Source organism: Enterobacter cloacae complex sp. SYL001 (assembly GCF_049237025.1).
Classification (GTDB): domain Bacteria; phylum Pseudomonadota; class Gammaproteobacteria; order Enterobacterales; family Enterobacteriaceae; genus Enterobacter; species Enterobacter intestinihominis.
Map to the genome: position 1 here is coordinate 74,749 of NZ_JBMKJI010000008.1, position 25,478 is coordinate 100,226.

Sequence of the window (25,478 nt, forward strand, 5' to 3'; positions counted from 1 at the left end):
CATGGGATAAAATAGTGGTATCGTTTACACTGGTTTTCACAGGCGCTTTTTCACAGACTGAGTGCATTGTAGATCAAAGAGATAGAGATGTATTGTTGCAGGTTGTCTGAAAAGCGGAGGGCAGCGCCCTCCACGCGTTAATCGATTTTGCTCAGCAGGTAGCGGTAATGCTCGCCGTCAGGCACAAATTCCAGCCGATGGGTGATGCAGGACGGGGCATCCTCAGCATGGTGGGAGACAAACAGCAGCTGGGTTTCACCTTCGCTAATCAGGACATCCACAAAGCGGCGGATCAGCTGACGGTTGAGGGGATCCAGCCCCTGCAACGGTTCATCCAGAATCAGCAGCGTAGGATGCTTAACCAGCGCGCGGACGATCAATGCCAGCCGCTGCTGCCCCCACGACAGGCTGTGGAATGGCGCATCGGCTACCCGGTTGTCCATACCCAGAATATCCAGCCACTGCTGCGCCAGCTTGTGCTGCTTGTCGGATACCGCCTGATAAATACCAATGGAGTCGAAGAAGCCAGAGAGGATCACGTTTCGCACCGTAGTGCTCACCCGGTAGTCCAGATGCAGGCTGCTGCTGACATAACCGATATGCTTTTTGATATCCCAGATGGTTTCCCCGCTGCCGCGGCGGCGGCCGAAGAGGGTCAAATCGTTGCTGTAACCCTGCGGGTGATCGCCAGTGATCAGGCTTAGCAGCGTGGATTTACCCGCCCCGTTGGGGCCGACGATCTGCCAGTGCTCACCAGGATTAACCGTCCAGCTGAGATGATTCAGAATAGGGCGATCGTCGTAAGCAACCACCCCATCGCGCAGCACAATGCGCGGCTGGTCAGGATCCAGCCCGTGGCGTGCCGAAGGGGCATCCGGCTCCGGCAGCGCAATACCGTCCAGTTTCTCGCTGTGGGCCAGCTGTGCAATTAGCGCCTGCCGGAGCAGTACGGCTTTCTCGCCGGTTTTGGTCAGGCTACAGTCCGCCAGCACGCCCGCGTAATGTACGAAATCCGGGATCTCATCAAAGCGGTTAAGGACCAGCACAAGGGTGTATCCCTGCTGGTTAAGCGACGCCAGCAACGCTGCCAGCTGCGCGCGGGACTGCACATCCAGTCCGTCAAACGGTTCATCCAGAATCAGGAGTTCCGGCTCGCTCATCAGCGCCTGACACAGCAGCGTTTTGCGCGTCTCGCCGGTAGAGAGATATTTAAAGCGGAGGTTAAGCAGGGCGGTAATGCCAAATTGCTCCGCCAGCTGCTGACAGCGGGCAGGATCTTTTATCTCATCCTGGATAATGTCCGCCGTCGTGCGGCCGGTATCTTCTTCGCCGGGGCTGAGCAAATCGGTATTGTTACGCTGCCACTCATCGCTGACCAGCTTTTGCAGCTGTTCGAAGGAAAGGCGCGTCAGCCGGGTAAAGGTGCACTGTCGCTCACCCTTCAGCTGGGTTAATTCGCCTGCCAGAGCGCGGGCCAGCGCGGATTTTCCGCTGCCATTCGTGCCCACAAACGCCCAGCTTTCTCCGGCGCGAAGGGTTAACTCTGGCAGCGATAAGGTACGGGTATCGCTAAGACGAAACGTGCCTTGCGAAATATGCAATGATGACATGTGTTATCCCATTTTTTGCAGCAACAGATGTCAGGGATACTCAGTGTTGGTGGGGTTGTCAATGCGCTTAGCACAATGTGGCGATAATTACCCGGTCTGCATTGAAATATGCGGTCACCACAGCACCTTCATCTAATTCGGTCGCGTCGTTCACCGGAACGGTGGCGCAGAGCGACTGTCCATCCGGCAGGGTCATCAGCACTTCACACTGTTCTGCGCCGCGCTCGATGTGGCTGATACGCCCGCGTAGCTGGTTGTCGGCCTCGGCGGCCTGCTCAGGGTTAAGCGTGATGCTGATCCAGGGCGCTTTGAGTAACACCAGCACCTCCTGACCTTCGTTCAGCCCAAGGCGTTGACCGCTTTGCGCGGTGATGGCGGCTTTCAGGCGCGTTGTGCCGTCCGCGAGCAGGATCTCAATATGCTCCTGCACCTGCGAATGATCGCGCCCCGTCACCGTACCAAACCATTGGTTGCGGGCGCTGGTCTGCAAAGAGAAGCGGGAGATGGCGCCCAGCAGGCTGTCCAGCGGCAGGTTGTCGTCATCGCTCAGCACATCAAATGCTTTTTGCTGGATCTGCGCCAGTAAGTCATAGAGCTGGATCAGGCGTTGCCCGTAACGCGTCAACACGGCGCCGCCGCCGCCTTTTCCGCCGGTGGCGCGCTCTACCAGCGTTTGTTCGCTCAGGGTGTTCATGTCGTTAATCGCATCCCAGGCGCTTTTATAGCTGATGCCGGCGTTTTTGGCTCCCTGGCTAATCGAGCCAGTTTGTTCTATTTGTTTTAACAGGGCGATGCGTCGCGGATCGGCGAAAAGCTTCTGCTGAAGTCGTAGGGTGAGGAGAATTTCGGCCTGCATAACAATGTCCCGGCAAAAAGGTTATTGTGACCCAAATGTCCGGGTGCGGAAAGCGCACCGCACAAAAGGGGATGTTTTTCTTACTTTTCAGGGTAGAATAAGCCGTTCACAAGATCTGGAGAAAACCATGTTAGAGTTGTTGAAAAGTCTGGTATTCGCGGTAATCATGGTGCCAGTAGTGATGGCTATCATCCTCGGTGCCATCTACGGCCTGGGTGAAGTGTTCAACGTCTTTTCGAACATTGGTCATCGTCGTGACCAGCCTAAAAAGCAGCAATGATTTCCTCCAAAACGCCCGGCCAGCCCGGGCGTTTTGCTCTCAAGTTTATTCCTCTCCCGCCGATATCTTTTACAACGTTCCTTGAGTTTACGCATTAATGGGTACGATTTAGCGCTAGGAACGCCTGCGATATGTCGTTATATTTGTTTGTATATAACGATACGCACAGGAGCTTCAAATGGCACGTTCATGGGTACGCCTTTTCGCAGGGGCAACGCTGACTCTCTCACTCACCGGCCACGCGCTGGCGGATGAAGGAAAAATCACGGTCTTTGCGGCGGCGTCGCTGACTAACGCGATGCAGGATATTGCTGCGGTATACAAAAAAGAGAAAAACGTCGAGGTCGTTTCGTCGTTTGCCTCCTCGTCGACGCTGGCCCGCCAGATCGAAGCGGGGGCTCCGGCTGATCTGTTCATCTCTGCCGATCAGAAATGGATGGACTACGCGGTGGAGAAAAAATCTGTTGATACGGCTAGCCGCGAAACCCTGCTGGGAAATAGCCTGGTGGTGGTCGCGCCCGCAAACAGCAAGCAGGGCGACATCGCCATCAACAAACAGACGGACTGGACCAGTCTGCTCAACGGTGGCCGTCTGGCGGTGGGCGATCCGGAGCATGTTCCTGCCGGGATTTATGCGAAAGAAGCGCTGCAAAAACTGGGCGCATGGGAGACCTTATCACCGAAGCTGGCTCCCGCAGAAGATGTGCGCGGCGCGCTGGCGCTGGTAGAGCGTAACGAAGCCCCACTCGGGATCGTTTACGGCTCCGATGCCGTCGCCAGTAAAGGTGTGAAGGTGGTCGGTACCTTCCCGGAAGACTCGCATAAGAAAGTAGAATATCCTGTTGCGATAGTTGATGGACATAAAAATGCGACCGTGACGGCCTTCGTTGACTACCTGAAGGGGCCTGAAGCGTCCGCTATCTTTAAACGTTACGGATTTACGACTCACGAATGATATTGACCGAACCTGAATGGCAGGCCGTGCTGCTGAGCCTGAAAGTCTCTTCCCTGGCGGTTGCGCTGAGTTTGCCCTTTGGGGTGTTCTTTGCCTGGTTACTGGTTCGCGTGAAGTTTCCAGGCAAAGCCCTGCTCGACAGTGTTCTCCATCTTCCGCTCGTGTTACCGCCTGTGGTGGTCGGCTATCTGCTGCTGATCTCCATGGGGCGACGCGGTTTTATCGGCGAATGGCTGTACGAGTGGTTCGGCCTGACCTTTGCTTTCAGCTGGCGCGGCGCGGTTCTGGCCGCGGCAGTAATGTCCTTCCCGCTAATGGTGCGCGCTATCCGCCTGGCGCTGGAAGGGGTGGATATCCGGCTAGAGCAGGCCGCCCGCACGCTGGGCGCAGGCCGCTGGCGGGTATTCCTGACCATTACGCTTCCGCTCACCTTACCGGGCATTATCGTCGGTACGGTGTTAGCCTTCGCCCGCTCACTGGGTGAGTTCGGCGCGACCATCACCTTTGTGTCCAACATTCCCGGCGAGACGCGGACCATCCCGTCGGCCATGTATACCCTGATTCAAACCCCGGGTGGCGAAAGTGCGGCGTCCCGGCTGTGTATTATTTCGATTGTACTCGCCCTGGTCTCGCTGCTGGTGTCTGAATGGCTGGCGCGCCTCAGCCGTGAACGGATGGGGAAACCGTGATGCTGGAACTCAACTTTACGCAAACCCTGGGCAGCCACACTCTGACGCTTAACGAAACGCTGCCTGCCAGCGGTATCACCGCCATTTTTGGCGTTTCCGGGGCAGGGAAAACGTCGCTGATTAATGCGATTAGCGGCCTGACGCGTCCCCAGTCTGGCAGAATTGTGTTAAATAACCGCGTCTTAAACGACGCGGAGAAGAAGGTCTGCCTGTCACCGGATAAGCGCCGCATCGGCTATGTGTTTCAGGATGCGCGCCTGTTTCCGCACTACAGCGTGCGCGGAAATCTGCGCTATGGCATGGCAAAAAGCATGGCCGGACAGTTCGATAAGCTGGTGGCGCTGCTGGGCATCGAACCGCTGCTCGATCGTCTCCCGTCTTCGCTGTCGGGTGGTGAAAAACAGCGCGTGGCGATTGGCCGCGCCCTGTTAACCGCGCCGGAATTGTTGCTGCTGGATGAGCCGCTGGCCTCGCTGGATATTCCGCGCAAGCGCGAGTTGCTGCCGTATCTGCAACGTCTGGCGCGGGAAATCAACGTGCCCATGCTGTACGTCAGCCATTCGCTGGATGAGATCTTACATCTGGCCGACAAAGTGCTGGTGCTGGAGGCGGGCAGGGTGAAGGCATTCGGCAATCTGGAAGAGGTATGGGGCAGCAGCGTTATGCATCCGTGGCTGCCAAAGGAGCAGCAGAGCAGCATTCTGAAGGTGAGCGTGCTGGAGCACCATCCACATTATGCGATGACCGCGCTGGCGCTGGGTGACCAGCATTTGTGGGTGAATAAAATCGATACGCCGATTCAGTCCACGTTACGGATCCGCATTCAGGCGTCGGATGTCTCCCTGGTGCTGCAACCGCCGCTGCAAACCAGTATCCGCAATATTTTGCGCGCAAAAGTGGCGCAGTGTTTTGATGATAACGGCCAGGTGGAAGTGCAACTGGAAGTGGGCAACAGAACGCTGTGGGCGCGCATCAGCCCGTGGGCCAGGGATGAGTTAGGCATCAAGCCTGGCCTGTGGCTTTACGCGCAAATCAAGAGCGTCTCTATCACCGCCTGATTACAGCAGGTGGGTATAAATATACTGCGCGATGCTGTCGGTGGTGTTATCGCCAATCACCACGTTAGCACGCGCTTTCACCGCATCATCGGCGTTGCCCATCGCCACGCCCGTTCCGGCCGCTTCCAGCATGCTGATGTCGTTATAGTTATCGCCGAAGGCAATCACGTCCTGCATTGACCAGCCCTGTGACTCAACGAACTGGGTCAGACGCTTTCCTTTGCTGTTGCCTTTGCGGGCGATATCCACCTGATCGTGCCAGGACCATTCACATTCCAGACCCAGCGTATGCTCGACATGTTTTGCGAAGGTGTTCAGTTTGGCGGTGTCTTCATCGGTCAGGGCAAATTTCCAGATTGCCTGGACGTCTTCCGCCGCCTGGCGCAGGGAGGAAACCTGAGTGAACACCGGACGCTGCGCTTCCGGCAGAGACAGGGCCCAGTTGCTGGTGCGGATCACATGGCCGGTAGGGCGTTCATACAGCATGGCGTTATCCACATACATCAGGCCGTGAATCGCGTGCTCATCCAGTAAATCAATCAATTGCAGCGCCTGCGGAACGGGAAGCGGATCAGAGGTTAAAACCTTTTTTGCCTGATAATCATACAAATAAGTGCCATTACAACAAATTGCAGGTGTATCTAAGCCCAGTGCCTGATAAAAAGGATGAATGGCTACGTGATGTCGACCCGTTACGATGAGAAGTTGATACCCCGCTTCCCGGGCTCGTTTGAGGGCCTCAAGAGAAGAGGGGAGCAGAGTTTTCTGAGGGGTAAGCAGTGTTCCGTCTAAATCCAGGGCAATCACTCGCGAGGTCATTTTTTCTTCCGGGTTAATGTTGAATTTAAGGTCTGTCGGGATGGTACACCGAGAGCGGAACCCTGCAAAATCCCGGACTACAATTCAGCATTCACCGTTAAAAATAATCAGGAGTATTCATGAAACAAACCGTTTATACCGCCAGTCCTGAAAGTCAGCAGATCCATGTCTGGCGTTTGAATACAGAAGGTTCGCTTACGCTGGTTCAGGTTGTTGATGTGCCAGGCCAGGTGCAGCCGATGGTCGTCAGCCCGGATAAACGTTTTCTTTATGTCGGGGTACGCCCGGAATTCCGCGTACTCGCATACCGTATCTCCCCGGATGACGGCGCGCTGACCTATACCGCAGAAGCGCCGCTGCCGGGCAGCCCGACCCATATTTCTACCGACCATAAAGGCAACTTTATCTTCAGCGGCTCCTACAATGCAGGCTGCGTGAGCGTCACCCGCCTGGAAGACGGTATTCCCGTTGAAACCGTCGACGTGGTAGAAGGGCTTGAGGGTTGCCACTCCGCCAACATTTCGCCGGATAACCGCACGCTGTGGGTGCCAGCGCTGAAGCAGGATCGCATCTGCCTGTTTACCCTGAGCGATGACGGTCATCTGGTCGCGCAGAGCCCGGCGGAAGTCACCACCGTGGAAGGCGCAGGCCCGCGCCATATGGTCTTCCACCCGAATCAGCAGTATGCCTATGTCGTTAACGAGCTGAACAGCTCGGTAGATGTCTGGGAGCTGAACGATCCTAACGGGCAGATCGAGTGCGTACAGACGCTGGACATGATGCCAGCTGATTTCTCCGACACACGCTGGGCGGCAGACATTCACATCACGCCGGATGGCCGCCACCTGTATGCCTGTGACCGTACCTCCAGTCTGATCACAATCTTCAGCGTCTCTGAAGACGGCAGCGTTCTGGCAGTTGAGGGCTTCCAGCCGACAGAAACCCAGCCGCGCGGCTTTAATGTCGACCACAGCGGCAAATACCTGATTGCGGCGGGGCAGAAATCCCACCACATCGCGCTCTATGAAATCAAAGGCGTGCAGGGTCTACTGGAAGAGAAAGGACGCTATGCGGTCGGACAAGGGCCGATGTGGGTTGTGATTAACGCTCACTGATCCGTAGAGGAAAAAAAACCTCGCACATGCGAGGTTTTTTTATGCGTGGTTAATGCATGAGGTAGGCCGGGTAAGGCGTAGCCGCCACCCGGCAGCAGGCATTTTACTGCTTCGGTTCAGCAACCACTTTGCTACCCAGACCGCGGTTGTTGTATTCCCACATGCGGTTGAAGTTAGCGTCGTTCAGGTTACGCTGCACGTTGTCTTTATCATCCACCGTGCCGGTGTTGCCGGAGAAAGGACGTTTCGAGATCGCCGCATCCGCCCACGGTTTCGCCATGTTAAAGCCTTCGTTAATCACGCTGTCGCGGATCACGACCTGGCCGTTAGTGGCGGAGTCCACGTCCAGAGAGCGGCCAAGCTGCGCCACGCCATCGCCAGCAGCAGTAAAGCGGCTATTCACGGCCAGGAAGCCATAGAACAGATTGGACTGCGTGGCCGGGGCAAAGACGTAACCTTCCTGCTGCGTACGTGAATTCACCACGCGGAAGTCGGTGTTATCAAACACCACCGCGCCGCGACCGGAGACCATATCCACGTCGCCTTCAATGTAGCTGTTGGTGACCAGAGTACGCGTCAGACGATTGTTCTGAAGGGTATTCTGCACGCCGCTGTTGGTCACGAAGAAGGTATTCTGGCGGCCCAGGATATTGACGTTGTTAATCTGTACCTTGTCGCCATCGCTACGCAGCGCCACGGCCTGGTGATTACCTGCGTCAACGCTGTCGCCCAGGGTGTTTTGAATGGTCAGGTTCTGCAATTGCAGGCCGTTGTTCTGTGACCAGAATACTGCCGAGCACATCACGCCAATGGTGGCGGCACGTTTGCGCTGGCAGTTATCAAACATATACCACGCCGGTTTACCTGGCATGTATTTACCGGCCGGGTTCACCAGATGGCGCCAGGTGGTGCTGTCGATCTCTGAATCAATCGCCAGGCCAATTTTCACGTCGACCGCTTTTTCGCCAAGTCCGTAAAGCGTAATGCTTCCCGGTGCCGCTGGAACATAAACGGTTCCTTCGTATTCACCCGGCAGGATGGCAATGTACTGACGAGATGCGCTGTGTTTGGTGATTGCGGCATCAACAGCTGCCTGAATTGAGGTGTGCGTAACGCCCTCTGCCCCGGCCGGGCCGACAACGAAGTCTGGCTGTTTCGGCAGGTTAATAGAAGAAGGCGTCCATGGGGCTGCATTGGGATCCATCGCCGAGAAATAGTGCGCACGGGTGAAGTTCTTCGCTTCAGCCGCTGACAGGATCGGACGGGAAGCGGTGCCCGGAGCAACCTGCTCAGAAGGTTGCTGATCCGGTGGTGTTGAACTGCAAGCGGATAAAGTCACGCCAAAGGCGAGTGCCAACGCCAGACGGGAAATCCTGGAAATATTCAAGGTAATGCTCCTGGGTATGCAAGTCTTATCTGAATAGACGAAATAGCCTGCTTTTTTATACTAAGTTGAGCGAAACGGGAAGATAAAAACGGGAAAAGTTGCATTTTTGCCCGCAGGCGACGGGAAAGTCATCACAAATAAATAACATTTTCCTGCAATGCGGTTGACAGCAGGTGACAGATGAAAATAAATGACTATACAACCCATGACAAGCGGAAGGCACATGCAGCAGCTTCATCCCGATGATGTGATATGGCGAAATGCGCGACTGGCGACCCTGGCGACAGGTGAGCCGGAACCCTACGGCCTGAAAGAACAACATGCCCTCGTCGTGCGCGGCCAGACGATTGCGGCCGTTATTCCTGAAGCCGAGATCCCCTCCGGGCATCGTCAGTGTGTCGATCTCGACGGGCGTCTGGTTACTCCCGGCCTGATCGATTGCCACACCCATCTGGTGTTCGGCGGCGATCGCGCAGCGGAATGGGAGCAACGGCTTAACGGCGTGTCGTATCAGACCATTAGCGCGCAGGGCGGCGGTATTAACGCCACGGTCACGGCGACCCACAACAGTTCGCCGGAAATGCTCCTGACGGTGGCACAGCAGCGGCTCCAGCGGCTGATGAATGAAGGCGTAACGACCATTGAAATCAAATCGGGATACGGACTGAACGTCCAGGCCGAAGAGAAAATGCTGCTGGTTGCCCGCCAGCTCAGCCTGAACAATCTGGTCGATATCAGCCCGACGCTGCTGGCCGCGCACGCCGTTCCTGCCGAGTACCGACAGGATCCGGATGCCTATCTCACGCTGGTCTGTGAGCAGATCATGCCCACGCTGTGGCAAAAAGAGTTATTTGAAGCGGTGGACGTATTTTGTGAAAACGTCGGCTTTACCCCGGCGCAAACCGAGCGCCTGTTCCAGGCCGCCGCCGCGCTCGGGATACCGGTTAAAGGGCATGTAGAGCAACTGTCGAATCTGGGCGGCGCGGCGCTGGTCAGCCAGTATAAGGGGCTGTCGGCCGATCATATTGAGTATCTCGATGATGCAGGTATTCAGGCGATGGCGCAAAGCGGCACGGTGGCGGTATTGCTCCCCGGCGCGTTCTATTTTCTTCAGGAGCGCCAGCGTCCACCGGTGGCGCAGCTCAGAGAGCAGGGCGTGCCGATGGCGGTGGCTACCGACTACAACCCGGGCACCAGCCCGTTTGCCAGCCTGCATCTGGCAATGAACATGGCCTGCGTCCAGTTTGGCCTCACGCCGGAAGAGGCCTGGGCTGGCGTGACGCGGCATGCGGCGCAGGCGCTAGGACGTGGCGCGACGCACGGGCAGTTAAAGCCCGGTTATGTGGCTGATTTCGTCGTCTGGGAGGCGAATCATCCGGTTGAGATGGTTTACGAGCCGGGGCGGAATCCTTTATATCAACGCGTGTTTCGGGGGCAGGTAGCATGAAATTGTGGCATCCCGTTTCCCCGCAGGTCTGGCAGGGTCGTGACGACAGCGCCGAATCCAGCACCGCGAAACGTCTCTTCCAGACCATACAGCAGCGCGAACACTTTGCACCCGTGCCGTCAGGCATCGCCCTGCTGGGCTTTGAATGTGATGAAGGGGTTAAGCGTAACCAGGGCAGGCCCGGTGCTGCACAGGCTCCCGATGTGCTGCGCGGCGCGCTGGCGAATATGGCGAGCCATCAGGGGCATGCGCGCCTCGTGGATATGGGCTCCATTTTTGTTGAAGGCAATGCGCTGGAGGCGGCACAGCAGGCGCTGAGCGAGGCCATTACCGCGTGCCAGCAATCCGGGATGCGTACTCTGGTTTTCGGCGGTGGACATGAAACCGCCTGGGCGCACGGGCGCGGCGTGCTGGATGCCTTTCCGAACGATCGCATTGCGGTGATCAACCTGGATGCGCACCTCGATTTACGTAAGGCTGAACGGGCTACGTCCGGCACGCCGTTCCGCCAGCTGGCGCACTACTGCGCGTCGCAGTCGCGGGCGTTTCACTATGCCTGCCTGGGGGTAAGCCGTGCGGCGAATACCCAGGCGCTGTGGGAGGAAGCTGAACGGTTGAACGTGATGCTGGTTGAAGATCTCGATTTTCGCCGGGATGCGCTATCCGCGCTGGATAGCGTGCTTGCGCAGGCAGACCGGGTTTATCTCACCATTGACCTTGATGTGCTGCCCGCCGCAGAAATGCCCGCCGTATCCGCCCCTGCGGCGTTGGGGATCCCGGCGCTGGATCTGTTCCCGGTGATTGAGCGTATCTGCCGAAGCGGTAAACTACAGGCGGCGGATCTGGTGGAATATAATCCGCACTACGACCGGGACGGTCAGGGGGCGAAGCTTGCCGCCCGACTGGCCTGGCAAATTGCTCACTGGTGGGCATAACCACATTACAGGAGTCAGCATGTTTTCACGCTCACCGCAGCAACCCTCCAGCCCACCCGCACCTTTTTATGAGAAGGTGAAAAAGGCGATCAGCGAAAAAATTGCTGCCGGCGTCTGGCGTCCGCACGACCGTATTCCCTCCGAAGCTGAACTGGTCGCGCAGTATGGCTTTAGTCGAATGACCATTAACCGGGCGCTGCGGGAACTGACCGATGAAGGGTTGCTGGTGCGTTTGCAGGGTGTCGGAACCTTTGTCGCCGAGCCAAAAGGACAGTCGGCGCTGTTTGAAATCCGCAGCATTGCCGATGAAATTGCCGCCCGCAACCATCAGCACCACTGCGAAGTGCTGGTGCTTGAAGAGACGCAGGCCAGCGCCGAACAGGCCATCGAGCTGAACGTTAAAGAGGGCACCCGGATCTTCCATTCGGTGATGGTGCATTATGAGAACGATATTCCGGTCCAGATTGAAGATCGCTGCGTCAACGCGGAGCGGATCCTGGACTACCTGAACCAGGATTACACCCAAACCACACCGCATGCGTATCTCTCGCTCGTCGCCCCGCTGACGGAAGGGGAGCATATCGTGGAGGCCGTGCGCGCCACGCCTCAGGAGTGCGAGTTGTTGCGTATTAAAGAGCACGAACCCTGCCTGCTGATCCGCCGTCGTACCTGGTCATCCTCGCAGATCGTGTCGCATGCGAAGCTGCTGTTCCCGGGGAATCGTTACCGGTTGCAGGGCCACTTTATGTCATAAGTTTTATAAGCGTGATCGCTAACGCAATATAGCAAAATTGTATCTTTTTTGTTAAATCCGACCTTGTGTGTGCTTGTCTATACAAGTATATCTAAATGCATCACCTGTCCCTTGTGAGGAACACACAATGTCGTCAGATAAATACCGCAAGCAGGATGTCCGCGCTGCGCGCGGCACCACGCTCACCGCAAAAAGCTGGCTCACCGAAGCACCGCTGCGCATGTTAATGAATAACCTTGATCCTGAGGTAGCAGAGAATCCCCATGAGCTGGTGGTCTACGGCGGCATTGGCCGCGCCGCGCGCAACTGGGCGTGCTATGACGCGATTGTTGAGTCTTTGACGAATCTCGAAAACGACGAAACGCTGCTGGTGCAATCCGGCAAACCGGTTGGCGTATTCAAAACCCATAAAAATGCGCCCCGTGTGCTGATTGCCAACTCCAACCTGGTGCCGCATTGGGCGACGTGGGAACACTTCAACGAGCTGGACGCAAAAGGGCTGGCCATGTACGGCCAGATGACCGCGGGTAGCTGGATCTACATCGGCAGCCAGGGGATTGTGCAGGGCACGTATGAAACCTTCGTGGAAGCGGGCCGTCAGCACTATAACGGATCACTGAAAGGCCGCTGGGTGCTCACCGCCGGACTGGGCGGCATGGGCGGCGCGCAGCCGCTGGCCGCGACGCTGGCGGGCGCGTGCTCCCTGAACATTGAGTGCCAGCAGAGCCGCATCGATTTCCGTCTGCGTACCCGCTATGTTGATGAACAGGCCGACAACCTCGATGACGCGCTGGCGCGCATCAAAAAGTACACCGCTGAAGGCAAAGCCGTGTCGGTTGCCCTGTGCGGCAACGCGGCGGATATTCTGCCGGAACTGGTGGCGCGCGGCGTGCGTCCGGATCTGGTCACCGACCAGACCAGCGCTCACGATCCGCTCCACGGCTATCTGCCAAAAGGCTGGACGTGGGAAGACTACCAGCAAAAAGCGGAAACCGATCCTGAGGGCACGGTACTGGCGGCTAAACGCGCCATGGCGGAACACGTCTCCGCGATGGTGGCCTTCAGTAAGATGGGGATTCCGACCTTTGATTACGGGAATAACATCCGCCAGATGGCGAAAGAGATGGGGGTGAATAACGCCTTTGACTTCCCCGGCTTCGTGCCCGCCTATATTCGTCCGCTGTTCTGCCGCGGCATCGGGCCGTTCCGCTGGGTTGCCCTGTCCGGCGACCCGGAGGATATCTACAAAACCGACGCCAGAGTGAAGGAAATTGTCGCCGACGACGAGCACCTGCACCGCTGGCTGGACATGGCGCGCGAGCGCATTAATTTCCAGGGCCTGCCAGCGCGTATCTGCTGGGTCGGGCTGGAGTGGCGGCAAAAACTCGGCCTCGCCTTTAACGAAATGGTGCGCAGCGGCGAAGTCTCCGCGCCGATCGTCATTGGCCGCGACCACCTGGACTCCGGCTCTGTCGCCAGTCCGAACCGTGAAACCGAAGCCATGCGCGACGGCTCGGATGCGGTCTCCGACTGGCCGCTGCTGAATGCCCTGCTGAACACCGCCAGCGGCGCAACCTGGGTGTCGCTGCACCACGGCGGCGGCGTCGGGATGGGCTTCTCCCAGCACTCCGGGATGGTCATCGTCTGTGACGGTACCGACGAAGCGGCGGCACGTATTGCTCGCGTGCTGCATAACGACCCGGCAACCGGCGTGATGCGCCACGCGGATGCGGGTTACGAGATTGCCATTGATTGTGCCAAAGAGCAGGGCCTGAACCTGCCGATGATCCCCGCCACACAAGGAAAGCCTGCATGAACGCGTTAACACTTACTCCCGGCTCTTTGTCGCTCAAACAGCTGCGTCACGTCTGGCGTCAGCCGGTGACACTCGCCCTTGATGAAAGCGCCCACCGTGCCATTAACGACAGCGTGGCCTGCGTGGAGGCGATTGTAGCGGAGGGGCGCACCGCCTACGGCATCAATACCGGGTTTGGCCTGCTGGCACAGACCCGCATTGCCACGCACGATCTGGAGAATTTACAACGTTCGCTGGTGTTGTCGCACGCGGCGGGGGTTGGCCAGCCGCTGGACGATGAGATCGTCCGCCTGATGATGGTGTTGAAAATCAACAGCCTGGCGCGTGGGTTTTCCGGCATTCGTCTGAGCGTGATCCAGGCGCTGATGGCGCTGGTCAATGCGGAAGTTTATCCGTGGATACCGGCAAAAGGCTCCGTTGGAGCTTCCGGCGATCTGGCGCCGCTGGCGCATATGTCACTGCTCCTGCTGGGTGAAGGCCAGGCGCGCTGGCAAGGGGAGTGGCTGCCTGCGAAAGAGGCGCTAAAAAAAGCCGGCTTAGCGCCGATTACTCTTGCAGCAAAAGAAGGGCTGGCGCTGCTCAACGGCACGCAGGCGTCGACGGCCTTTGCGCTGCGCGGCCTGTTTGAAGCGGAAGATCTGTTCGCCTCCGCGGTGGTGTGTGGTGCGCTGACCACTGAAGCGGTGCTCGGCTCGCGTCGTCCGTTCGATGCCCGCATCCACGAGGTGCGCGGCCAGCGTGGTCAGATTGATGCCGCAGCCATGTACCGCCACGTACTTACCGATACCAGCGACATTGCCGATTCGCATCACAACTGCGAGAAGGTGCAGGATCCGTATTCTCTGCGCTGCCAGCCGCAGGTGATGGGCGCATGCCTGACACAGCTTCGCCAGGCGGCAGAAGTGCTGCTGGTGGAGGCCAATGCGGTGTCCGACAACCCACTGGTGTTTGCTCAGGAAAACGAGGTGGTCTCCGGCGGCAACTTCCACGCCGAGCCGGTGGCGATGGCCGCAGATAATATCGCGCTGGCGATTGCCGAAATCGGAGCCTTGTCCGAGCGTCGAATCGCACTAATGATGGATAAACACATGTCCCAGCTGCCGCCATTCCTGGTGCGCAACGGCGGCGTGAACTCGGGCTTTATGATCGCCCAGGTCACCGCCGCAGCACTGGCAAGCGAAAACAAAGCCCTGTCGCATCCGCACAGCGTGGACAGCCTGCCAACGTCAGCAAATCAGGAAGATCACGTTTCGATGGCCCCGGCTGCCGGGCGTCGACTGTGGGAGATGGCCTCCAACACCCGCGGCGTGCTGGCGGTGGAATGGCTGGCGGCGTGTCAGGGTATTGATTTGCGCGAAGGGCTAAAATCCAGCCCGCTGCTGGAGCAGGCGCGTCATACGCTGCGCGAGCACGTTACGCACTACGATGAGGACCGCTTCTTTGCGCCGGATATTGATAAGGCGATACAGCTTCTGGAAGAAGAAACCCTTGCAGGACTGCTACCTTCCGTGCTGTGATTTTTACCCTCTCCCACAGGGAGAGGGAATTGTTAGGTTTTCTCCCTCTCCCTGTGGGAGAGGGCCGGGGTGAGGGCATCAGCCCGCACGATTATGAATACATCGCCGTAATCGACGCGCTGCCCAGCGAATGGAAATGGACGTTAAAGCCTACCATTGCCCCGCTCGCCCCTTCGTCAACCTCAATCTTGTCCACATCCAGCGCGTGCACCGTGAAGATATAGCGGTGCGTTTCCCCTTTTGGCGGCGCCGCGCCGCCGTAGCCCGCTTTGCCAAAGTCCGTGCGGGTCTGAATCGCACCGTCGGGCAGGGCAACCAGATCGGAACCGGAACCCTGCGGCAGCACGCGGGTGTCGGCGGGCAGGTTTGCCACGATCCAGTGCCACCAGCCCGAGCCGGTTGGCGCATCCGGATCGTAGCAGGTTACGACAAAACTTTTAGTTCCCGCGGGTACATCGTCCCACGCCAGATGGGGAGAGATATTATCTCCCTGATAACCCATCCCGTTAAACACGTGACGTTCCGGCAGCTTTTCGCCGTCGCGCAAATCTTTACTGATGATTTTCATCCTATTTCCCTCGTTACTCACTCATTCAGAAAGTGTAACGCATGGGGTTAAATCGTGAAATGCGCTGATATGTTAACGGCTTTAACCACTGCCCCGGTCAGCTTGTGGAGCTGATCCGGAGAAATGCTGTACGGCGGCATGAGGTAAATCAGCTTACCGAAAGGTCGCACCCAAACGCCCTGGTCAACGAAGAAGCGCTGCAACGCGGCCATGTTCACCGGATGCGTTGTCTCGATCACCCCGATGGCGCCCAGCACGCGGACGTCCGCGACGTATTCCGCATCCGCCGCCGCGCTTAGCTGCTGCTTCAGCTGCGCCTCAATCGCCGCCACCTGCGTCTGCCACTCGCCGCTCTCCAGAATGGCGAGGCTTTCGCTTGCCACAGCGCAGGCCAGCGGGTTGCCCATAAACGTCGGGCCGTGCATAAAGCAGCCCGCGTCGCCGTCGCTGATGGTGTCGGCAACCTGGCGGGTGGTGAGCGTGGCGGAGAGCGTCATGGTGCCGCCGGTGAGCGCTTTCCCCAGGCACAGAATATCCGGCGCGATCCCCGCATGCTCGCAGGCAAACAGCTTCCCGGTACGGCCAAAGCCGGTGGCGATCTCATCGGCAATCAGCAAAATCCCTTCGCGGTCGCACATCTTCCGAATGCGCTTCAGCCACTCGGGGTGATACATCCGCATTCCGCCCGCGCCCTGCACAATCGGTTCGAGAATAACGGCGGCAATCTCGTGGCGATGGGCCGCCATCAACCGCGCGAAGCCCACCATGTCCATCTCGTCCCATTCGCCGTCGAAGCGGCTCTGCGGGGCTGGCGCAAACAGGTTTTCCGGCAGGTAGCCTTTCCACAGGCTGTGCATGGAGTTGTCCGGATCGCACACCGACATCGCCCCGAAGGTGTCGCCGTGATAGCCGTTGCGGAAGGTGAGGAACCGCTGGCGCGTTTCGCCCTTCGCATGCCAGTACTGCAACGCCATTTTCATCGCCACTTCCACGGCCACCGAGCCGGAATCAGCCAGGAAAACACACTCCAGCGATTCAGGCGTCATCGCTACCAGGCGACGGCATAAATCCACCGCGGGCTGATGCGTGATCCCGCCAAACATCACGTGTGACATCTGGTCAATCTGCGCTTTCATCGCCGCGTTCAGACGCGGGTGGTTGTAGCCATGGATCGCCGCCCACCAGGAGGACATCCCGTCAACAAGCCGCTCGCCGCTGGCGAGATGCAGCTCGCAGCCGTGGGCCGAGGCTACCGGATAGACGGGAAGGGGGCGGGTCGTGGAGGTGTAAGGGTGCCAAATATGCTGCTTGTCGAAGGCGAGATCGTCCTGGGTCATAATCGACTTGTAAACCATTTTGAAAAGTTTTAGGTTTACAAGTATAAACCGAACCGACAATTAACAAAACCCTTTGGAGAAGCCCGATGGCTCACCACGCACGCTGGACGATGTCGCAAGTCACTGAATTATTCAACAAACCTTTCCTGGATCTGATGTTTGAGGCGCAACAGGTGCACCGCCAGCACTTCGATCCGCGTCATGTTCAGGTCAGCACGCTGCTGTCGATTAAAACCGGGGCTTGCCCGGAAGACTGCAAATATTGCCCGCAAAGCGCGCGCTATAAAACCGGTCTCGAATCCGAGCGCCTGATGGAAGTCGAGCAGGTGCTCGACTCCGCGCGCAAGGCCAAAAACGCTGGCTCAACCCGCTTCTGCATGGGCGCGGCGTGGAAAAACCCCCATGACCGCGACATGCCCTATCTGGAGCAGATGGTGAAGGGCGTGAAGGAGATGGGGCTTGAAGCCTGCATGACCCTGGGTACGCTTAACGAGGAGCAGGCGCAGCGCCTCTCGGCGGCAGGGCTGGATTACTACAATCACAACCTCGATACCTCGCCGGAATTCTACGGCAACATCATCACCACGCGCACCTATCAGGAGCGTCTGGATACGCTGGATAAAGTGCGTGATGCGGGGATCAAGGTCTGTTCCGGCGGGATCGTGGGACTGGGCGAAACGGTAAAAGATCGTGCCGGCCTGCTGTTACAGCTGGCGAACCTGCCGACCCCTCCGGAAAGCGTGCCCATCAACATGCTGGTGAAGGTAAAAGGTACGCCGCTGGCGGATAATGAGGACGTGGATGCCTTCGATTTCATCCGCACCATCGCGGTGGCGCGCATCATGATGCCAACCTCTTACGTTCGCCTCTCTGCCGGTCGCGAGCAGATGAGCGAGCAGACTCAGGCGATGTGCTTTATGGCCGGGGCCAACTCCATCTTCTACGGTTGCAAACTGCTGACCACACCAAACCCGGAAGAGGACAAAGACGTTCAGCTGTTCCGCAAGCTGGGGCTGAACCCACACCAGACCGGGGTACAGGCGGGGGATAACGAGCAACAGCAGCAGCTGGAGCAGCAGATTTTCAACGCCGACACTGACCAGTTCTACAACGCGGCAGCCGTATGACCTGGCAGGCACGTATCAGGACCGCGCTCGACGAGCGGCGGGCGGCGGATGCGTTTCGGGTACGCAGGGTAGTGGAAAACGGTGCAGGCCGTTTTCTCACCCGGGAAGGAGAGCGGTTCTGTAATTTCTCCAGCAACGATTATCTGGGCCTGAGCCAGCACCCGCAAATCGTTCGTGCCTGGCAGCAGGGCGCGGATCGTTACGGCGTGGGCAGCGGTGGCTCCGGGCACGTCAGCGGCTACACCACGGCGCATCAGGCGCTGGAGGAAGCGTTGGCCGACTGGCTGGGCTACCCGCGGGCGCTGTTGTTTATCTCCGGTTTTGCCGCGAATCAGGCGGTGATTGCCGCCCTGATGGGCAAAGACGACCGCATCATCGCGGACCGCCTGAGCCACGCCTCCCTGCTTGAAGCCGCCAGTCTCAGCCCGGCACAGCTGCGGCGTTTTGCCCATAACGATGCCTCTCAGCTGAACGTCCTGCTGGGTAAACCCTGTTCAGGGCTTCAGCTGGCGGTCACGGAAGGGGTATTTAGCATGGACGGCGACAGCGCGCCCCTGGCCGCGTTGCACGACGCCGCAAAACAGCAAAACGCATGGCTGCTGGTCGACGATGCCCACGGCATTGGCGTCACCGGCGAGGAGGGGCGCGGAAGCGCTTATCAGCAGGGCGTCAGGCCGGAACTGCTGGTGGTCACCTTCGGCAAAGGCTTCGGCGTCAGCGGTGCCGCGGTGTTGTGCAGCGAGCCGGTGGCCGACTACCTGGTGCAGTTCGCCCGGCACCTGATCTACAGCACCAGCATGCCCCCGGCGCAGGCCGTGGCACTCTCTGCGTCGCTTGCGGTGATCCGCGGCGAAGACGGCGCTGAACGCCGGGCTCGCCTGGCCGACCATATTCAGCGTTTTCGCCGGGGGGTAAGCGAACTGCCTTACCGGCTTACCGACTCCCGCAGCGCCATTCAGCCCGTGATTGTGGGTGAAAACCATCGGGCGCTGATGCTGGCACAGGCTCTACGAGAACGCGGGCAGTGGGTCACGGCGATCCGCCCACCCACCGTGCCGCCAGGCACCGCGCGCTTGCGTCTGACGCTTACGGCAGCGCACGAGCCGCAGGATATCGATACGCTTCTGGAGGCACTGTATGTCTCCCGTCAATAAACAGGCCGTTGCCGCCGCGTTTGGCCGGGCAGCGCAAAGCTATTCACAGCACGATGAGCTGCAACGCCTGAGCGCGCGCGGGCTGCTGGCCGCGCTCGGTGAGGGGCATTTTATGCAGGTGCTGGACGCGGGCTGCGGGCCAGGCGGCAATAGCCGCTACTGGCGCGCAACGGGCAGCCACGTCACGGCGCTGGATTTATCCGCGCAGATGCTGGATGAAGCCCGCCAGCAGCAGTCAGCAGAGCGCTATCTGGTGGCCGATATCGAGGCCATCCCGCTGGAGGATGCGCTGTTTGACCTCGTCTGGAGCCATCTTGCGGTGCAGTGGTGCACCAGCCTGTCGCAGGCGCTACGCGAGCTTTACCGCGTGGCACGGCCCGGCGGAGCGGTGGCCTTTACCACCCTGCTGGAAAGTTCGTTGCCGGAGCTGAATCAGGCGTGGAGGGCGGTGGATGCGCAGCCGCACGCCAACAGGTTTCTCTCGCACGAACAGGTCACTCAGGCGCTGGCAGGCTGGCGTTATCGCAGCGAGGTCCAGACCGTCACCCTCGAATTTAGCGATGCGTTAAGCGCCATGCGCTCTCTTAAGGGCATAGGCGCGACGCACCTGCACGCCGGTCGGGAGAAGAAACCCCTTACCCGCGGACAACTCCAGCGTCTCGGGCTGGCCTGGCCGCAGGATCGGGGCCGGTTCCCGCTCTCTTATCATCTTTTTCATGGGATTATTGAACGTGACTGAACGTTATTTTGTTACCGGTACGGACACCGAAGTCGGTAAAACGGTTGCCAGCGCCGCGCTGTTGCAGGCGGCGCGTCTGCTGGGGAAAACAACGGCCGGGTATAAGCCCGTAGCCTCCGGCAGCGAGATGACGCCGGAAGGCTTACGCAATACTGATGCGCTGGCGCTACAGCGTAACAGCAGCCTTGCGCTGGCCTATTCTGCGGTGAACCCCTATACCTTTGCTGAACCCACCTCGCCGCACATCGTCAGCGCCGATGAAGATCGTTCGATTGATTTTTCGGTGCTCTCTTCCGGATTACGCAACCTGGAAACGCAGGCCGACTGGGTGCTGGTGGAGGGGGCTGGCGGCTGGTTTACCCCGCTGTCCGACGAGCAGACATTTGCTGACTGGGTGCAGGCCGAACAGCTTCCGGTCATTCTGGTGGTGGGGGTGAAGCTTGGCTGTATCAATCACGCCATGCTGACCGCTCAGGCCGTGCAGCAGGCCGGGTTGCGTCTGGCAGGGTGGATTGCCAATGACGTGGTTGCGCCGGGTAAACGTCATGCTGAGTATCTGGCGACGCTGAAGCGGGTGCTGCCTGCGCCGTTTCTCGGCGAGATCCCGTGGCTTGCCGACGGCGCAGAGCAGGCGGAAACCGGACGCTATCTTGACCTCAGCGCCTTATGTCCCGAGCCATCCAGTGCGCAATAAGGTCGTCATCCAGCTCGTTAACGTGGCCCTGTGCCACGTTACGCCCGCGATAGAGCATGCAGAAACGATCCGCTACCCGGCGGATAAACGACAGCTGTTGCTCCGCTAACAGCACCGTCATTCCCAGCTCCCGATTCAACCGTACCAGCAGTTGACCCAGCCTGCGGGCGAAGCCTTGCCCTGCGCCATACATGGGCTCATCCAGAATCAACACGCGCGGGCGATTAACCAGAGCACTGGCGAGGGCCAGCTGATACTGGTCGTCGGGGGACAGCGCAGAGGCACGGCTCTGTCGCAGCGGATAGAGCTCCGGAAACAGGGCGTACACGTCATTTTTTGATGTCGGGTCGGATTTCCCCGTCGCCCGCATAGCGATATGCAGATTTTCATCGACGGTCAGCTGGGAAAATATCCGCCGATCCTGCGGGACGTAGCCTATCGTTGGCGGCGCCGTGAATGCTGACGCAGGGCTGAGCAAATTACGCGGCGGCGCGCCAGCTTCATGCCATATGATGGTGCCGCTCTCAACGGGCACCTTTCCGGTAATGCAGTTCATGAGCGTGGATTTACCCATGCCAGGCAGGCCAACAATGCCCGTACAGATGCCTTGCGGGAAATCGATATTCACGTTCCATAGCGTATGTTGGCTTCCGTAAAACTGATTTACAGCACGCAGACTCAACATCTTTCTCTCCTTAAAAATGTGTGGGGTAATGCTCAGGCTGATATCTGCAAAACGCCTGCCAGAAACAAAATAATGATTAAAAAAGAGTCATTTTTAGGAATAACCCACTGCTAAAAGCTTAACGTTTGTTCGAATTGCACGCTCCCGGTGCCGTGCGTGTCGAATCGTGGTGCAGGGAAAATGACGGAATTGTGATTAAGATCTCGCCGGTTACTTATGAAAAAATGAACGTTTTCCAGGCAAAAAAGAGTGATAAAAATTTTTTACTGCCGCTTCGTGGGAAAAACCGGGAATTTGCTGGAGTGCATGCTGTACGGGCTGGAGGCAGTTATCCACTATTCCTGTGGATAACCTTGTGCATTAGAGTTAGAAAACACGCGATAAGCGAGAGAACACGCGGGTTACGCCCAAATTGATGCGAAACGCGGCTTTAGGAAATAGTCTATATTTTTTAACGAATTAGATAAAAGCAATTCCCTCAGCGCCAGCGACACCTGTTGCCATAAAACTTTCATAACCGCCCTTGACAAATGTTAAAAAAGTAATAGTTCTGGGGATAACCCCCTGAGGCTGGTGTTTTATATTGTCACAGTTGAAATTTAGCTCGCGAACGCACTAATCCTCTCTGCGCTACGCTAAATATCCTGACACGCTACTGGTTTTCCATCCAGTGTTTTTTACTGGCAATCCTGGCCACAACGAGTAAAATTACTCACCTGCCGCTTATTCTGTCATCAGGTCGTCGCCCATGAGTAAACCGTTCAAATTGAATTCTGCTTTCCGTCCTTCCGGGGATCAGCCCGAGGCCATTCGTCGCCTGGAAGAGGGGCTGGAAGACGGGCTGGCGCACCAGACCCTGCTGGGGGTAACCGGTTCGGGTAAAACCTTCACTATTGCCAACGTCATTGCCGATCTTCAGCGTCCTACGATGGTTCTTGCGCCGAACAAAACGCTGGCGGCGCAGCTGTATGGTGAGATGAAAGAGTTCTTCCCGGAAAACGCGGTGGAGTATTTCGTCTCCTACTACGACTACTACCAGCCGGAAGCCTACGTTCCCAGCTCCGACACGTTTATCGAGAAAGATGCCTCGGTGAACGAACATATCGAGCAGATGCGTTTGTCGGCGACCAAGGCGCTGCTGGAGCGTCGTGATGTGGTGGTGGTGGCCTCGGTGTCGGCGATCTACGGCCTGGGCGATCCGGATCTCTATCTCAAGATGATGCTGCACCTGACGCAGGGGATGATCATCGATCAGCGGGCGATTTTGCGCCGTCTGGCGGAGCTGCAGTACACCCGTAACGATCAGGCGTTCCAGCGCGGGACCTTCCGCGTACGTGGTGAGGTGATTGATATCTTCCCGGCGGAATCGGACGACATGGCGCTGCGCGTGGAGCTGTTCGATGAAGAGGTTGAACGCCTGTCGCTGTTCGACCCGCTGACCGGTCATGTGGAGTCGGTGATCCAGCGCTTCACCATCTACCCGAAAACGCACTACGTGACGCCACGCGAGCGTATCGTACAGGCGATGGAAGAGATTAAAATTGAGCTGGCAGACCGCCGCAAGGTGCTGCTGGCGAACAACAAGCTGCTGGAAGAGCAGCGCCTGAGCCAGCGTACCCAGTTCGATCTGGAGATGATGAACGAGCTGGGATACTGCTCCGGCATTGAAAACTACTCACGCTACCTCTCCGGGCGCGGACCGGGCGAAGCGCCGCCGACGCTGTTTGACTACCTTCCGGCGGACGGCCTGCTGGTGATCGACGAATCCCACGTTACGATCCCCCAGATCGGCGGGATGTACCGCGGTGACCGCGCGCGTAAAGAGACGTTGGTGGAGTACGGATTCCGGCTGCCGTCAGCGCTGGACAACCGTCCGATGAAGTTTGAAGAATTTGAGGCGCTTGCTCCGCAGACCATCTACGTATCGGCGACGCCGGGCAACTACGAGCTGGAGAAATCCGGTGATGACGTGGTGGACCAGGTTGTGCGTCCGACCGGGCTGCTGGATCCGATTATCGAGGTGCGTCCGGTGGCGACGCAGGTGGACGATCTGCTCTCGGAAATACGTGCCCGTTCCGCCATCAACGAGCGTGTACTGGTGACCACGCTCACCAAACGTATGGCGGAGGATTTGACGGAGTATCTGGAAGAACACGGCGAGAAGGTGCGGTATCTGCACTCGGATATTGATACCGTGGAGCGTATGGAGATCATCCGCGACCTGCGCCTGGGCGAGTTCGACGTGCTGGTGGGTATCAACCTTCTGCGAGAAGGTCTGGATATGCCGGAAGTGTCGCTGGTGGCGATTCTGGACGCGGACAAAGAGGGCTTCCTGCGTTCCGAGCGCTCGCTGATCCAGACCATTGGCCGCGCCGCGCGTAACGTCAACGGGAAGGCGATTCTGTACGGGGATAAAATCACCCCGTCGATGGCCAAAGCGATTGGCGAAACGGAACGTCGTCGCGAGAAGCAGCAGCGCTATAACGAAGAGCACGGCATCACGCCGCAGGGGCTGAACAAGAAGGTGGTGGATATCCTGGCGCTGGGTCAGAACATTGCGAAGACCAAAGCGAAAGGCCGCGGCAAGGCCCGTTCAGTGGTGGAAGAGGATACCGTCGCGCTGACCCCGAAAGCGTTGCAGCAAAAGATCCACGAGCTGGAAGGGCAGATGATGCAGCACGCGCAGAATCTGGAGTTCGAAGAGGCTGCGCAAATCCGCGATCAGCTGCATCAGCTGCGGGATCTGTTTATTGCGGCATCGTAGTTTTTTGCCCGGTGGCGTTTTCTCCCTCTCCCTGTGGGAGAGGGCCGGGGTGAGGGCATCAGGCCGCACAAAACGAACCTAACCTAATGCCTGAATCGCCTTCTCCAGCGCCTCGCGCAGCAAATGGCGGTCGTGGCGATATTTAATATCGCTGGCTTCCAGCGGCTCCTGCACCACCACGCGATCGCCAATCCCCGACACATCTACTTTTGGCCCGACCACGACACCATCGATAATTTTCTTACCAACATACTGTTCCATCAGGTCCAGCTTATCCGCCAGCGACAGGCTTGCCGCGGCCGGACTGAGTTCGCGGCCTAAATTACCGATATAGACCATGGGCGCAGGCGTCCTGCGCAGCGCCTGCGCCAGCTCTTTCACCAGCAGGATCGGCATCAGGCTGGTATAAAAACTCCCCGGCCCAATCAGGATCAGATCGGCCTCGCCAATCGCTTCAACCGCTTCACGCGTTGCGGGTACGCTGGGGTAGGTCATCAGCTCTTTTGGCGGAAGAAGAAGCTGGTCGATATTCACTTCACCATACACTTCGTGATCGTCAGCATCGATCGCCATCAAATCTACCGGCTGTTCGGACATCGGGATCAGGAACGCATCCACTTTTAGCAGGTTACGAATTAAATTGATCGCTTCCAGAGGGCGCACGCTCAGGTGATCCAGCGCCTTTAACATCAGATTTCCAAGGTTATGGCCTGAAAGTTCGCCATTTCCCCCAAAACGGTACTCAAACATCGCCGAGGCCACGCTTGGCTCAGTAATGAGCTGGTTGAGGCAGTTGCGCATATCACCCCAGGCTATCCCGCCTTCAGCACGTCGGATCCGCCCGGTTGAGCCGCCGTTGTCCGTTGTTGTCACGATGCCCGTCAGGCGTGAGCCCAGTGACGATAACGACGACATAACCCGTCCCAGACCGTGACCTCCTCCAAGAGCGACCACGCGGTCCAGATCCGCAAAAGTGCGATTGCGCATACCTATTCCTTATCCTGTTAAGCTTGCGTCACAGTAACGCAACTACTCCTAAAAGACGATGCCTCTCACAAACCATAATGACGTATATCAATGCGAAAGCGCTGTTTTTGCGTATTCTGTAGTGAAAATGCACGATAACATCGTTATGTATAAATTTATATAGCGAAAAGCGACAATGGCGAAGT

General features: G+C 58.0%; 23 protein-coding genes. 15 read left to right on the forward strand and 8 right to left on the reverse strand.

Going from position 1 to position 25,478, the window contains the following annotated elements; all coding sequences use genetic code 11:
• Window positions 1-137: 137 nt before the first annotated feature.
• Together modF and modE are read right to left on the reverse strand one after the other, a co-directional pair.
• The gene (gene modF / locus ACOTZP_RS10360; protein ID WP_271075264.1) at window positions 138-1,610 is read right to left on the reverse strand and encodes a molybdate ABC transporter ATP-binding protein ModF; all 1,473 of its coding nucleotides are present in this window, start codon (window positions 1,608-1,610) and stop codon (window positions 138-140) included.
• Between the two features lie 67 nt (window positions 1,611-1,677).
• Window positions 1,678-2,466: a molybdenum-dependent transcriptional regulator gene (modE, locus tag ACOTZP_RS10365; protein WP_022647484.1), complete on the reverse strand. Its 789-nt coding sequence runs from the start codon at window positions 2,464-2,466 to the stop codon at window positions 1,678-1,680.
• 127 nt (window positions 2,467-2,593) lie between these two features.
• Between modE and ACOTZP_RS10370 the strand changes: the two genes are divergently transcribed.
• The 4 genes from ACOTZP_RS10370 to modC all read left to right on the forward strand — a co-directional run bounded on the left by ACOTZP_RS10370 (window position 2,594) and on the right by modC (window position 5,448).
• Window positions 2,594-2,746 carry an AcrZ family multidrug efflux pump-associated protein gene (locus tag ACOTZP_RS10370; protein ID WP_003858549.1) on the forward strand — a complete coding sequence of 51 codons (153 nt, stop codon included), beginning with the start codon at window positions 2,594-2,596 and terminating at the stop codon, window positions 2,744-2,746.
• A 178-nt stretch (window positions 2,747-2,924) separates the two neighbouring features.
• Window positions 2,925-3,701: a molybdate ABC transporter substrate-binding protein gene (gene modA, locus ACOTZP_RS10375; RefSeq protein ID WP_271075263.1), complete on the forward strand. Its 777-nt coding sequence runs from the start codon at window positions 2,925-2,927 to the stop codon at window positions 3,699-3,701.
• Window positions 3,698-4,390: a molybdate ABC transporter permease subunit gene (gene modB / locus ACOTZP_RS10380; RefSeq protein WP_271075262.1), complete on the forward strand. Its 693-nt coding sequence runs from the start codon at window positions 3,698-3,700 to the stop codon at window positions 4,388-4,390. Before modA ends, modB begins: the two co-directional genes overlap by 4 nt.
• Window positions 4,390-5,448: a molybdenum ABC transporter ATP-binding protein ModC gene (gene modC, locus ACOTZP_RS10385; protein WP_017384950.1), complete on the forward strand. Its 1,059-nt coding sequence runs from the start codon at window positions 4,390-4,392 to the stop codon at window positions 5,446-5,448. Before modB ends, modC begins: the two co-directional genes overlap by 1 nt.
• Here the strand turns inward: modC and ACOTZP_RS10390 are convergent, their stop codons facing one another.
• The gene (locus tag ACOTZP_RS10390; RefSeq protein WP_022647486.1) at window positions 5,449-6,267 is read right to left on the reverse strand and encodes a pyridoxal phosphatase; all 819 of its coding nucleotides are present in this window, start codon (window positions 6,265-6,267) and stop codon (window positions 5,449-5,451) included.
• 119 nt (window positions 6,268-6,386) lie between these two features.
• On the opposite strand from ACOTZP_RS10390, the gene pgl reads away from it, so the two are divergent.
• Window positions 6,387-7,382, forward strand: a complete 996-nt coding sequence (gene pgl, locus ACOTZP_RS10395) for a 6-phosphogluconolactonase (RefSeq protein WP_022647487.1) — start codon at window positions 6,387-6,389, stop codon at window positions 7,380-7,382.
• 103 nt (window positions 7,383-7,485) lie between these two features.
• Here the strand turns inward: pgl and ACOTZP_RS10400 are convergent, their stop codons facing one another.
• On the reverse strand, window positions 7,486-8,769 hold the full coding sequence (locus ACOTZP_RS10400) for a putative acyl-CoA thioester hydrolase (RefSeq protein WP_017384948.1): 1,284 nt from the start codon (window positions 8,767-8,769) through the stop codon (window positions 7,486-7,488).
• Window positions 8,770-8,992: 223 nt separating this feature from the next.
• Between ACOTZP_RS10400 and hutI the strand changes: the two genes are divergently transcribed.
• The 5 genes from hutI (at window position 8,993) to hutH (ending at window position 15,238) form a co-directional block, all read left to right on the forward strand.
• Complete coding sequence (gene hutI, locus ACOTZP_RS10405; protein ID WP_271086604.1) at window positions 8,993-10,216, forward strand: imidazolonepropionase; 1,224 nt, start codon at window positions 8,993-8,995, stop codon at window positions 10,214-10,216.
• On the forward strand, window positions 10,213-11,151 hold the full coding sequence (gene hutG, locus ACOTZP_RS10410; RefSeq protein ID WP_063150796.1) for a formimidoylglutamase: 939 nt from the start codon (window positions 10,213-10,215) through the stop codon (window positions 11,149-11,151). Before hutI ends, hutG begins: the two co-directional genes overlap by 4 nt.
• A gap of 19 nt (window positions 11,152-11,170) precedes the next feature.
• Window positions 11,171-11,905: a histidine utilization repressor gene (locus ACOTZP_RS10415; RefSeq protein WP_271075259.1), complete on the forward strand. Its 735-nt coding sequence runs from the start codon at window positions 11,171-11,173 to the stop codon at window positions 11,903-11,905.
• A gap of 127 nt (window positions 11,906-12,032) precedes the next feature.
• Window positions 12,033-13,721 carry a urocanate hydratase gene (gene hutU, locus ACOTZP_RS10420; protein ID WP_271075258.1) on the forward strand — a complete coding sequence of 563 codons (1,689 nt, stop codon included), beginning with the start codon at window positions 12,033-12,035 and terminating at the stop codon, window positions 13,719-13,721.
• Window positions 13,718-15,238, forward strand: a complete 1,521-nt coding sequence (hutH, locus tag ACOTZP_RS10425; RefSeq protein WP_199159609.1) for a histidine ammonia-lyase — start codon at window positions 13,718-13,720, stop codon at window positions 15,236-15,238. The genes hutU and hutH overlap by 4 nt, the downstream gene beginning before the upstream one ends.
• Window positions 15,239-15,329: 91 nt before the next feature.
• Here the strand turns inward: hutH and ACOTZP_RS10430 are convergent, their stop codons facing one another.
• Both ACOTZP_RS10430 and bioA read right to left on the reverse strand, forming a co-directional pair.
• On the reverse strand, window positions 15,330-15,806 hold the full coding sequence (locus tag ACOTZP_RS10430) for a kinase inhibitor (protein WP_003858531.1): 477 nt from the start codon (window positions 15,804-15,806) through the stop codon (window positions 15,330-15,332).
• Between the two features lie 47 nt (window positions 15,807-15,853).
• Window positions 15,854-17,143, reverse strand: a complete 1,290-nt coding sequence (gene bioA, locus ACOTZP_RS10435; RefSeq protein WP_074134790.1) for an adenosylmethionine--8-amino-7-oxononanoate transaminase — start codon at window positions 17,141-17,143, stop codon at window positions 15,854-15,856.
• An 86-nt stretch (window positions 17,144-17,229) separates the two neighbouring features.
• Between bioA and bioB the strand changes: the two genes are divergently transcribed.
• From bioB to bioD, 4 genes are read left to right on the forward strand one after another with little or no spacing between them, the layout of a single operon-like run.
• Window positions 17,230-18,270, forward strand: a complete 1,041-nt coding sequence (gene bioB, locus ACOTZP_RS10440) for a biotin synthase BioB (protein ID WP_199008377.1) — start codon at window positions 17,230-17,232, stop codon at window positions 18,268-18,270.
• Entirely contained in the window at window positions 18,267-19,424 is a 1,158-nt protein-coding gene (gene bioF, locus ACOTZP_RS10445; protein WP_069596375.1) for an 8-amino-7-oxononanoate synthase, read from the forward strand. The genes bioB and bioF overlap by 4 nt, the downstream gene beginning before the upstream one ends.
• Window positions 19,408-20,163: a malonyl-ACP O-methyltransferase BioC gene (bioC, locus tag ACOTZP_RS10450; RefSeq protein WP_023299633.1), complete on the forward strand. Its 756-nt coding sequence runs from the start codon at window positions 19,408-19,410 to the stop codon at window positions 20,161-20,163. The genes bioF and bioC overlap by 17 nt, the downstream gene beginning before the upstream one ends.
• The gene (gene bioD / locus ACOTZP_RS10455; RefSeq protein ID WP_169819291.1) at window positions 20,156-20,857 is read left to right on the forward strand and encodes a dethiobiotin synthase; all 702 of its coding nucleotides are present in this window, start codon (window positions 20,156-20,158) and stop codon (window positions 20,855-20,857) included. Before bioC ends, bioD begins: the two co-directional genes overlap by 8 nt.
• Here bioD and ACOTZP_RS10460 read toward each other — a convergent pair.
• Window positions 20,820-21,542: an ABC transporter ATP-binding protein gene (locus ACOTZP_RS10460; RefSeq protein WP_022647498.1), complete on the reverse strand. Its 723-nt coding sequence runs from the start codon at window positions 21,540-21,542 to the stop codon at window positions 20,820-20,822. The two genes, bioD and ACOTZP_RS10460, sit on opposite strands and share 38 nt — an antisense overlap.
• Window positions 21,543-22,290: 748 nt before the next feature.
• Between ACOTZP_RS10460 and uvrB the strand changes: the two genes are divergently transcribed.
• The gene (gene uvrB / locus ACOTZP_RS10465) at window positions 22,291-24,306 is read left to right on the forward strand and encodes an excinuclease ABC subunit UvrB (RefSeq protein WP_003858519.1); all 2,016 of its coding nucleotides are present in this window, start codon (window positions 22,291-22,293) and stop codon (window positions 24,304-24,306) included.
• A 78-nt stretch (window positions 24,307-24,384) separates the two neighbouring features.
• Here uvrB and yvcK read toward each other — a convergent pair whose 3' ends face one another.
• Window positions 24,385-25,293: a uridine diphosphate-N-acetylglucosamine-binding protein YvcK gene (yvcK, locus tag ACOTZP_RS10470; protein ID WP_023299636.1), complete on the reverse strand. Its 909-nt coding sequence runs from the start codon at window positions 25,291-25,293 to the stop codon at window positions 24,385-24,387.
• Window positions 25,294-25,478: the final 185 nt, after the last annotated feature.

What these genes read in the sequence shown, in the direction of transcription:
- modF (WP_271075264.1), bottom strand. Translation starts at nt 1,610, where the DNA reads ATGTCATCATTGCATATTTCGCAAGGCACGTTTCGTCTTAGCGATACC.
- modE (WP_022647484.1), bottom strand. Translation starts at nt 2,466, where the DNA reads ATGCAGGCCGAAATTCTCCTCACCCTACGACTTCAGCAGAAGCTTTTC.
- ACOTZP_RS10370 (WP_003858549.1), top strand. Translation starts at nt 2,594, where the DNA reads ATGTTAGAGTTGTTGAAAAGTCTGGTATTCGCGGTAATCATGGTGCCA.
- modA (WP_271075263.1), top strand. Translation starts at nt 2,925, where the DNA reads ATGGCACGTTCATGGGTACGCCTTTTCGCAGGGGCAACGCTGACTCTC.
- modB (WP_271075262.1), top strand. Translation starts at nt 3,698, where the DNA reads ATGATATTGACCGAACCTGAATGGCAGGCCGTGCTGCTGAGCCTGAAA.
- modC (WP_017384950.1), top strand. Translation starts at nt 4,390, where the DNA reads ATGCTGGAACTCAACTTTACGCAAACCCTGGGCAGCCACACTCTGACG.
- ACOTZP_RS10390 (WP_022647486.1), bottom strand. Translation starts at nt 6,267, where the DNA reads ATGACCTCGCGAGTGATTGCCCTGGATTTAGACGGAACACTGCTTACC.
- pgl (WP_022647487.1), top strand. Translation starts at nt 6,387, where the DNA reads ATGAAACAAACCGTTTATACCGCCAGTCCTGAAAGTCAGCAGATCCAT.
- hutI (WP_271086604.1), top strand. Translation starts at nt 8,993, where the DNA reads ATGCAGCAGCTTCATCCCGATGATGTGATATGGCGAAATGCGCGACTG.
- hutG (WP_063150796.1), top strand. Translation starts at nt 10,213, where the DNA reads ATGAAATTGTGGCATCCCGTTTCCCCGCAGGTCTGGCAGGGTCGTGAC.
- ACOTZP_RS10415 (WP_271075259.1), top strand. Translation starts at nt 11,171, where the DNA reads ATGTTTTCACGCTCACCGCAGCAACCCTCCAGCCCACCCGCACCTTTT.
- hutU (WP_271075258.1), top strand. Translation starts at nt 12,033, where the DNA reads ATGTCGTCAGATAAATACCGCAAGCAGGATGTCCGCGCTGCGCGCGGC.
- hutH (WP_199159609.1), top strand. Translation starts at nt 13,718, where the DNA reads ATGAACGCGTTAACACTTACTCCCGGCTCTTTGTCGCTCAAACAGCTG.
- ACOTZP_RS10430 (WP_003858531.1), bottom strand. Translation starts at nt 15,806, where the DNA reads ATGAAAATCATCAGTAAAGATTTGCGCGACGGCGAAAAGCTGCCGGAA.
- bioA (WP_074134790.1), bottom strand. Translation starts at nt 17,143, where the DNA reads ATGACCCAGGACGATCTCGCCTTCGACAAGCAGCATATTTGGCACCCT.
- bioB (WP_199008377.1), top strand. Translation starts at nt 17,230, where the DNA reads ATGGCTCACCACGCACGCTGGACGATGTCGCAAGTCACTGAATTATTC.
- bioF (WP_069596375.1), top strand. Translation starts at nt 18,267, where the DNA reads ATGACCTGGCAGGCACGTATCAGGACCGCGCTCGACGAGCGGCGGGCG.
- bioC (WP_023299633.1), top strand. Translation starts at nt 19,408, where the DNA reads ATGTCTCCCGTCAATAAACAGGCCGTTGCCGCCGCGTTTGGCCGGGCA.
- ACOTZP_RS10460 (WP_022647498.1), bottom strand. Translation starts at nt 21,542, where the DNA reads ATGTTGAGTCTGCGTGCTGTAAATCAGTTTTACGGAAGCCAACATACG.
- uvrB (WP_003858519.1), top strand. Translation starts at nt 22,291, where the DNA reads ATGAGTAAACCGTTCAAATTGAATTCTGCTTTCCGTCCTTCCGGGGAT.
- yvcK (WP_023299636.1), bottom strand. Translation starts at nt 25,293, where the DNA reads ATGCGCAATCGCACTTTTGCGGATCTGGACCGCGTGGTCGCTCTTGGA.